The sequence below is a fragment of the Microbacterium sp. zg.Y909 genome (assembly GCF_024626565.1).
The window spans coordinates 1-1,164 of sequence record NZ_JANJFJ010000156.1 but is presented as its reverse complement, the minus strand read 5'-3'; the positions used below and the strand labels follow the sequence as shown (position 1 = coordinate 1,164).

Here is a 1,164-nt window from a genome sequence, read left to right as displayed (position 1 = left end):
TCGTCGGCTACCCGCTGGCCGCCGCGCTCTGGCCCGCGGTCTTCGCGCCCGTGCGCTGACGCGCGCCGTGGGTCGCTGAGACGAATACTGGCGGACGAGACGGCGGGTGCCACCCACGGTCTCGTCCGCCCGTATTCGTCTCACGGTGACCGGGCGGGTCGGCGTGGGCTCCTGCACAGCGGCGGGAACGCAGGAGTTGTCCCGGACGGCGATGGTCCCGACGCATGCCGCAGCCGCATCCCGGGCAGGGTTGCCGGATGCCGATCCTGCTCGCCGGCCCGCGGCCGGCTCCGATCCCGCTCCTGCGCACCGCGGAGGTTCCCCACCCTGAACGCGCCGTCGCCCGCGGCGAGCTCGCGCGCGTCAGACCCGGTGTCTACGTGCCGGCGGAAGCCTGGCGCGACCTCGCTCCCTGGGTCAGATACCTCGCGCGCGTCCACGCGGTGGCGCTCGGCTACCCCGACGCGGTCTTCAGCCACGAGTCCGCCGCCGCCCTCATGGGATTGCCGGTGTTCGGCGATCCGATGGTCGTCCACGTGCTCCAGAATCCGCTCGGCCGCTCGCGCCTGGCATCCGGCATCCGCGTGCACACCCACCGCGGCGAACGCGAGATCCTCGAGGTCGGCGGGCTGCTCGTCACCGGCGTCCTCGACACCGCCGTCGATCTGGCCCGATCACGGCACGGGGCGATCGGACTCTCCGTGGCGGATGCCGCGCTGCGCGCCGACCCCTCGCTGGTGGCCGCCGCCATGTGCGAGGGCAACGAGCAGCGCATCAGCAAGCGCGGGCGCGCCGTCGCGCGGTGGGCGCTGAGCCGGGCGAACCGGCTGGCGGAAACCGCGCTCGAGAGCGTGAGCCGCGCCGTCGTCGAATGGCTCGGCTTCCCCGAACCCGCGCTCCAGGTCTCCTTCCGAACAAGCGACGGCGGCCATGATCGCAGCGACATGGTGTGGGGACCAGCATCGGTGGCCGGCGAATGCGACGGCGGAGTGAAGTACGACGGCCGGTTCGGTCCGGCGCAGGACGTCATCGCCCGCCAACGTGCGCGGGATGCACGACTGCGTCGGCACGTGCGCACCGTCGCCCACTGGGGGTGGCACGATGTCGTGCCTGCCGCACCGCTGCGCGACATCCTCATCGGCGCCGGCCTTCGCCCCGATGCCC

At 73.3% G+C, this 1,164-nt stretch carries 1 protein-coding gene; it reads left to right on the top strand.

Annotation, left to right across the window (positions count from 1 at the left end):
• Positions 1-257: 257 nt before the first annotated feature.
• A partial coding sequence (locus tag NQ160_RS12350) for a type IV toxin-antitoxin system AbiEi family antitoxin domain-containing protein (protein ID WP_257515529.1) occupies positions 258-1,164 on the top strand: 907 nt, incomplete at its 3' end.